Source organism: Nonomuraea sp. NPDC050451 (assembly GCF_044458585.1).
Map to the genome: position 1 here is coordinate 20,463 of NZ_JBITHZ010000072.1, position 7,366 is coordinate 27,828.

At 71.8% G+C, this 7,366-nt stretch carries 5 protein-coding genes; 1 reads left to right on the forward strand and 4 read right to left on the reverse strand.

Annotated features, from left to right (window positions below; all coding sequences use genetic code 11):
• Positions 1–135 precede the first annotated feature (135 nt).
• The gene (locus tag ACIBI9_RS66185) at positions 136–1,647 is read left to right on the forward strand and encodes an AMP-binding protein (protein ID WP_397239072.1); all 1,512 of its coding nucleotides are present in this window, start codon (positions 136–138) and stop codon (positions 1,645–1,647) included.
• A 7-nt stretch (positions 1,648–1,654) separates the two neighbouring features.
• Here the strand turns inward: ACIBI9_RS66185 and ACIBI9_RS66190 are convergent, their stop codons facing one another.
• From ACIBI9_RS66190 to ACIBI9_RS66205, 4 genes are all read right to left on the reverse strand, one after another.
• On the reverse strand, positions 1,655–2,632 hold the full coding sequence (locus ACIBI9_RS66190) for an alpha/beta hydrolase (RefSeq protein ID WP_397239074.1): 978 nt from the start codon (positions 2,630–2,632) through the stop codon (positions 1,655–1,657).
• Between the two features lie 115 nt (positions 2,633–2,747).
• Positions 2,748–3,509 (reverse strand): SDR family NAD(P)-dependent oxidoreductase, encoded by a 762-nt coding sequence (locus tag ACIBI9_RS66195; protein ID WP_397239076.1) that lies wholly within the window; start codon positions 3,507–3,509, stop codon positions 2,748–2,750.
• 17 nt (positions 3,510–3,526) lie between these two features.
• Positions 3,527–4,873: a crotonyl-CoA carboxylase/reductase gene (gene ccrA / locus ACIBI9_RS66200; protein ID WP_397239078.1), complete on the reverse strand. Its 1,347-nt coding sequence runs from the start codon at positions 4,871–4,873 to the stop codon at positions 3,527–3,529.
• A gap of 70 nt (positions 4,874–4,943) precedes the next feature.
• Positions 4,944–7,366, reverse strand: a 2,423-nt coding sequence (locus ACIBI9_RS66205; RefSeq protein ID WP_397239080.1) for an SDR family NAD(P)-dependent oxidoreductase, incomplete at its 5' end; no start/stop codon positions are given.

A 7,366-nucleotide genomic window follows, 5' to 3' on the forward strand; every position in this document is an offset into this window, starting at 1 on the left:
CGCGGATTCCTTTCTCAATCGAATTATCTAGACTTGACGTTATAGCGCGGAAACCTCGATGTCCACGGATTCTGCAAAAGAATCTGACAAACATATTCCGGGCCGAGGTCCGGAATAACTGTGGCCGGAGGAACAATGACCGGAGAATCCAACCCCGCCCTCTATGAATTCTTTCTGCGCGGTCTGGCGAAGTCGCCCGGCCGGGCGGCGTTCCGGGCCGGCGCGGACACCTTGACCTACGACCAGGTCCACCGGCTGGCCCTGCTCTGGGGCGGCGCGCTGCTGCGTACGTCACCCACCGCCGTCGGGGTGCTCGCCGCCAAGGGGACCGTCTCCTACGCCGGGATCCTCGCCGGCCTCTTCGCCGGGGTGACCGTCGTGCCGCTGCAGCCGGACTTCCCGGCCGCGCGCACCAGGCAGATGATCGAGGCGGCCGGGGTGTCGGCGCTCATCGTCGACGAGCGCGGGCGGAAGGTCGCCGAGGAGCTGCTGGGCGAGGGCGTGGACGTCGCCGTCCTCGCGCCCGACGCCGACCCGATCGACGCCGGGCTCGCCCTCCCGCGGCCCCGGCCGGTCGAGGCCGGCGACATCGCGTACGTGCTGTTCACCTCGGGTTCCACCGGGACGCCCAAGGGCGTGCCGATCACCCATGGCAACACCGCGCACTATTTCCGGTTCCTGGCCGGTCGGTACGACTTCACCAGCGACGACGTCTTCTCCCAGACGTTCGACCTGACCTTCGACTGCGCCATGTTCGACCTGTTCTGCGCCTGGGGGGCCGGTGCTACGTCCGTGGCCGTGCCGCCGCACGCCTACCGGAACCTGCCGCGCTTCCTCGCCGAGCAGGGGATCACGGTGTGGTTCTCCACCCCCAGCGCGATCTCGATGGTGCGCAGGACCGGCGGGCTCGGCGCCGCCGCCATGCCGTTCCTGCGCTGGAGCTTCTTCGCCGGGGAGGCGCTGAAGGTCGCCGACGCCACCGACTGGCAGCGGGCCGCCCCCGCCTCCATCCTGGAGAACCTGTACGGGCCGACCGAGCTGACCATCACCATCGTCGGTCACCGCTGGTCCCAGGAGACCTCGCCCGGGCTGGGCGTCAACGGCCTGTCGCCGATCGGGTTCGTCAACGACGGCCACGACCACCTGCTGCTCGACGACGAGGGACGGCCGACCGGCACCGAGGGCGAGCTGTGGATCACCGGCCCGCAGACCACCCCCGGATACCTCGACCCCAAGCACGACCACGGCCGGTTCGTCGAGCGCGAGGGCCGCGTCTGGTACAACACCGGCGACCGGGTCCGGCGCGCGGCCAACGGCGAGCTCGTCTATCTCGGCAGGGGCGACGCCCAGGTCCAGGTGCAGGGCTGGCGCGTCGAGCTCGCCGAGATCGACCACGCCGTACGCGGCTGCGACGGCGTCGAGGACGCGGTGACGGTGAGCACCACGGCCGACGACGCCACCGCGCTCGTCGTGTTCTACACCGGAGCCCCGGCGCCGCCGGCCCGCTTCGCCGCCCAGCTCCGCAGGACGCTGCCGGCGGGTCTCATCCCCCGGCACTACCACCACCTGGACGAGCTGCCGCTGAACCCCAACCGGAAGGTCGACCGGGCCGGCCTGCGGGCCCGGGCGGCGGAGCTGGCCGGCTGAGTGAACGCTAGGGGCGGGGCTTCGTGCCCCGCATCCCGCGGCGCAGCGAGAAGATCATGTCCTCGCGCATCTTCTTCGTGATCTCGGCGTGCGCGATCACGGACGCGCCGTGGAAGGTCCCCGGATACAGCACGAGCTCCGTCGTAACCCCCGCCTGGACGAGCCGCTGGGCGTACTCGATGCCCTCGTCGCGCAGCGGGTCGAACTCGCACACCACCACCAGCGCCGGGGGCAGCCCGGTGAGGTCGCCGGCGCGCATGGGCGCCGCGTAGGGGGACACGTCCGGTCCACCCGGAGCCGGGCCGTCCTTGAGGTAGTACCGCCACATGGCCTCGTTGTTGCGGCTGTTCCAGCTGGGAGTGTCGACGAAGTCCCGCATGGACCGCGTCGTCATCCGGTCGTCCAGCACCGGCACGTCCAGGAACTGGAAGCAGATCTTCGGGCCGCCGCGGTCGCGGGCGAGGAGGGAGACCGCCGCGGAGAGGTTCCCGCCGGCGCTGTCGCCGCCGACCGCGATCCGCCCGGGGTCCACGTCGAGCTCCCCGGACGCGGAGTGCAGCCAGGTCAGCGACGCGTACGTGTCCTCCAGCGCCCCGGGGAACGGGGTCTCGGGGGAGAGCCGGTAGTCGACCGACACCACGACGGCGCCGACCCGGTCGGCGATCTCCGTGCACCGGGCGTCGAACACCACCATGTCGGAGGCGACGAATCCGCCCCCGTGCAGGTAGAGGAGCGCCGGCCGGGGCCGGTCCGCGGCGGGCGGCCGGTAGAGGCGCACCTTCACGGGGGGTGCGCCCTCGGGGCCGGGGATCTCCCGATCGCTGATGTCCACGGCCTGCTCGGGCGTGTACTGCGGGAGTTTCTCGTGGAAGGCCCGCTCTTCCTCGGGGGTGAGGGTGATCTCCCGGTTGACGACCTGGGAGAGTTCGACGTCGGGAATCATCGACGCCCACGGCGCGAGCTCTGAGTCGAGGTTGTAGCGCATGAGATCATCCTCCGTGCCGGGGCGGCGGCGGGTCATCCGCCGAATGGCCGCCGCCGGGCGGGTCCGCCCGGCCGAACGGCGGTGTTCAACTGCGCGGTGTTCATCGGGGCGGTGTTCATTGGGCGGTGGCGCCGCCGTCTATGGCGAGGGCCGCGCCGGTGATGAAGGCCGCGTCGTCGCTGAGGAGGAACGCGACGAACGCGGCGATCTCATCGGGATGAGCCGCCCGTCCCGAGGGGTTGGGCACCCGGGTCTCCAGCGGCCCGTCCAGCGGCGCCCCCAGCAGGTTGCGGAGCAGCGGGGTGTCGACGTTGCCGGTGACCAGCGCGTTCACCCGTACGCCCCGCTCGGCGTTCTCCAGGGCGACGGCCCTGGTCAGCCCGACCACACCATGCTTGGCGGCCACGTACGGCGCCGCGCCCGGGATCCCCGCGCAGCCGTAGGTGGAGGCGTTGGTCACGATCGAGCCCCCGCCGGCGGCCAGGATCGCCGGGACCTGGTGCTTGAGGCCGTAGAAGACGCTGGTGAGGTTCTGCTCCAGGTCCGCCCGCCAGTGCGCCTCCTCCACGTCGGACACCAACCCGGTCCCGTTCACGCCGCCGACGTTGTTGAACGCCCCGTCCAGCCGGCCGAACTCCGTCACCGCCGAGCGCACCACACGTTCGGCGTCGGCCTCCACCGTGACGTCGGCCGGGACGAACAGCGCCCGGCCGCCCTTCGCCTGGATGTCGGCCACCACCTGCGCGCCGACGTCCTCGCGCCGGGCCGCGATCACCACGGCGGCGCCGTCGGCGGCGACCCGCTCCGCGACGGCCCTCCCGATGCCGGAAGTCCCTCCTGTGATCACGACGACCTTGGAAGCCAGGTCAGCAGCCACGTCTCATCCCCCGCAAGCTAGTGGTCCGACGGTTCGCGGAACCGGTTGATCTGATCGATGTGGCGGGCGCGGAACTCGGGGTCGTCGACGCCGAGACCGGGGCGCGGAGCCAGGCACAACACCCCGACCTTGCCGCTGTGGGCGTTCGCGTGCACGCGGCGGGTCGCCATCCCGACCTCGTCGAGGTCGTAGACGGCGGACAGCGTGGGGTGGATCGCCCCCTTGGCGACGAGCCGGTTGGCCTCCCAGGCCTCCCGGTAGTTCGCGAAGTGGGTGCCGACGATCCGCTTCAGCGCCATCCACAGGTAGCGGTTGTCGTACTGGTGCTGGTAGCCGGAGGTGGAGGCGCAGGTGACGATCGTGCCGCCGCGGCGGGCCACGTACACGCTCGCGCCCATGGTCTCCCGGCCCGGGTGCTCGAAGACCACGTCGGGGTCGTCGCCGCCGGTCAGCTCCCGGATCCGCGCCCCGAACCGCTTCCACTCCTTGGGGTCGGGGGTCTCCGGGTCCTTCCAGAACCGGAAGCCCTCGTCGGCCCGGTTGATGACCAGCTCCGCGCCCTGGGCCCGGACCAGCTCGGCCTTGTGGTCGCTGGACACCACGCACACCGGGATCGCCCCGGCGCGCAGGACGAGCTGGGTGGCGTACGAACCGAGCCCGCCCGCGGCGCCCCAGATGAGCACCACGTCGCCGACCTTGATCTGCGCCCCGTTGCGCGAGATGAGCTGGCGGTAGGCCGTGGAGTGCACCAGGCCGGAGGAGGCCGCCTCCTCCCAGGTCAGGTGGGCGGGCTTGGGCATGAGCTGGTTCGCCTTGACCAGGCTGAGCTGCGCGAGCCCGCCGTAGTTGGTCTCGTACCCCCAGATGCGCTGGTCGGGGTCGAGCATGCTGTCGTCGTGGCCGTCGGCCGAGGAGAGCTCGACCGACAGGCAGTGTGCCACGACCTTGTCGCCGGTCTGCCAGCGGTGGACGCCGGGGCCGGTCTTCAGCACGACGCCGGACATGTCCGAGCCGAGCACGTGGAAGGGCTGGTCGTGGATCCCGGCCGACGGGACCGCCTTCGCGTAGCGCTTCAGGAAGCCGAACGTGTGCATCGGCTCGAAGATGGCGCTCCACACCGTGTTGTAGTTGATGCTGCTCGCCATCACCGCGACGAGCACCTCGCCCGGGCCGGGCTCCGGCGTGGGCACGTCGGACAGGGTCAGCGACTTCGCGGGATCCCGGTTCTCGGCCGGGATGTCGCCGAACATGTCGACGTCGTCGTGGAGCACGACCGCCGCCCGGTAGCTCTCCGGGATCGGGAGGTTCCTGAGCTGCTCGGCGTCGTACTGCTCGGACAGGAGGACGTCTCTGATTTCCTTCATCGATTCTCCTTGGCGGGAGTTCGAGCGGGTTGGGGTCAGGGGCCGGCGACAGTACGCGCGGCCCGCCGGGTCAGGACGCGCCGAGCTGGTCGTCCAGCGCGGCGAAGAGCTCCTCGTCGGAAAGGTCGTCGAGGTCCTGGTCGACCTCCTCTGCCGCGCCGTTCACCCCTTCGGCCGCGAGCAGGATGGCCCGGAACCGGTCGCTGATCTGCGCCCGGTCCCCGGCGGACAGGGCCTGCTCCCGTAGCAGCCGCTCCATCTCGTCGAGCTGGGCGAAGATCGAGCCCGACGGCGTCTCGGGAGAGAGCCTGTCCTGGACGAACCGGGCAAGGGCGAGCGGGGTGGGATAGTCGAACACCAGGGTGGCCGGGAGCTTCAGGCCGGTGGCCCGGCCCAGCCGGTTGCGCAGCTCCACCGCGGTCAGCGAGTCGAACCCGAGCTCGTTGAACGCCCGGTCCGGCTGGACCGGGTCGTCCGAGGTGTGCCCCAGCACCGCCGCGGCCTCCGCGCGTACCAGGGACACCACCAGGCGCTCCCGCTTGGCGGGCGGCAGCTCCGCGAGCCGCGCCGCGAACGCCGTACCGTCATCGTCGTCCCCGGCGGCCGCCGGCGCGTCGAGCGCCCGAGTGAACTCGGGAACGGCGCTCACCAGCGGCCGCGGCCGCGCCAGCGCGAAGGCGGGCGCGAAGCGCTCCCAGTCGATGTCGGTCACCACCAGGTGGCCCTCGCCGCTGCCGACCAGCTGGCCGATGGCCATCGCCGCGGCGTCGGGCGCCATCGGCCTCAGGCCGCTCCTGCCCAGCTGCTCCCCGGCGTCCTCCATCATCCCGCCGCCGCCCCAACCGCCCCAGGCGATCGAGGAGCCCGCCAGCCCGCGGCTCCGCCGGCGCTGCGCCAGCCCGTCGAGGAACCCGTTGGCGGCGGCGTAGGACGCCTGCCCGCTCGACCCCCACACGGCCGCACCTGAGGAGAACATCACGAACGCCTCCAGCGGCCGGTCACCCAGGAGTTCGTCCAGGTTGATCGCCCCGATGACCTTGGACCGGGCGTAACCGGCGAAGTCCTCCAGCGTGGTGTCGGCCACGAGCATGTCGTCGTGCCCGACCCCGGCCGCGTGCATCACCGCCGTGAGGTCGGGGATCGACTCCAGCAGGTCCCGTACCGCCGCACGGTCGGCGACGTCGCAGGCGGCCACCGTGACTGCGGCGCCCAGCCCGGTCAGCTCCGCCTCAAGCTCGGCGACGCCCTCGGCGCCACGGCCGCGGCGGCTGACCAGCACCAGGCGCTCGGCGCCCTCCCGGGCGAGCCACCGCGCGACGTTCGCTCCGACCCCGCTGGTGCCGCCGGTGACCAGCACCGTTCCCGTCGGCTTCCAGCTCCGCGCCCGATCCGCGCCGCCGTTCGGGGAGCGCACCATGCGGCGCGCCCGTACGACGCCCGAGCGGATCGCCACCTGGTCCTCGCCGCTCGTGCCCGCGAGCACTCCCTGGAGCAGCGCGAGGTCCTCGGCTCCTGGTTCGGCGGGAAGATCGACGATGCCGCCCCAGGTGTCCGGATGGTCCACCGCGAGCACCGCCCCGAGACCCCAGAGCGAAGTCTGGAACGGACTGACGGTTTCAGCGGCCCTGCCTTCGGCAGCCCTGTCCTCGGTGGCTCTGTCTTGGGCGGCCCCGCCGTCGGTGGCTCTGTCCTGGGTGGCCCTGCCGTTGGTGGCCCCGCTGTTGGTGGGCTCGTCGAGGGCGAACGCGCCGGACGTGGCCAGCCACAGGGGCGCGCTCACCTCCGCGTCGGCCAGCGCCTGCACCAACGTGACGGTCGCCGCGGCGCCCCGGGACAGCGTCGGGTGCTCCTCATGCGGCTCGTCGTCGAGCGGCAGGAGACAGAGCACCCCGGTCAGCCCCGACCTGGCCTCCGCACGTATGGCGTCAGCGAGTGCGGCACGGTCCTCACCGCCGACCACCAGCGGATACACCCGGGCCGCCTGCCGGGACAAGCCGTCCAGGACATCGCGGATGATGCGCGGATCGCCGCCCGCGGCCGGCACGGCCACCAGCCACGCCGTACCGGTGATCCCCGCCGCGCTCGGCGCGCTCACCCCGCGCCACACCAGCTTGTAACGCCAGTCGTCCAGCACGGACCGCTTGCGCTCCGCGTCCCGCAGTGTCGACAGGGCGGGAAGCACGGTCCTCAGCGCCTCGGCGTCCACCTTCAACCGGCTGGCCAGCGCCTCCGTCTCCTCCGACTCCAGCGCCTTCCAGAAACCGTCGTCCCGGGGACCTTCCGCTCCGCGCCCGTGGGACGGCGGCTCCAGCCAGTAGTGGTGGTGTTGGAAGGGGTAGGTGGGCAGGTCGGTGGTGGTGGCGTGGGTGATGAGGTTGTGCCAGTTGATGGTGGTGTTGTGGTTGTGGGTGTGGGTGGTGGCGATGGCGTGGAGGAGGGTGTGGGGTTCTGGGTGGTTTTTGCGGAGGGTGGGGGTGATGGTGGTGTGGGTGT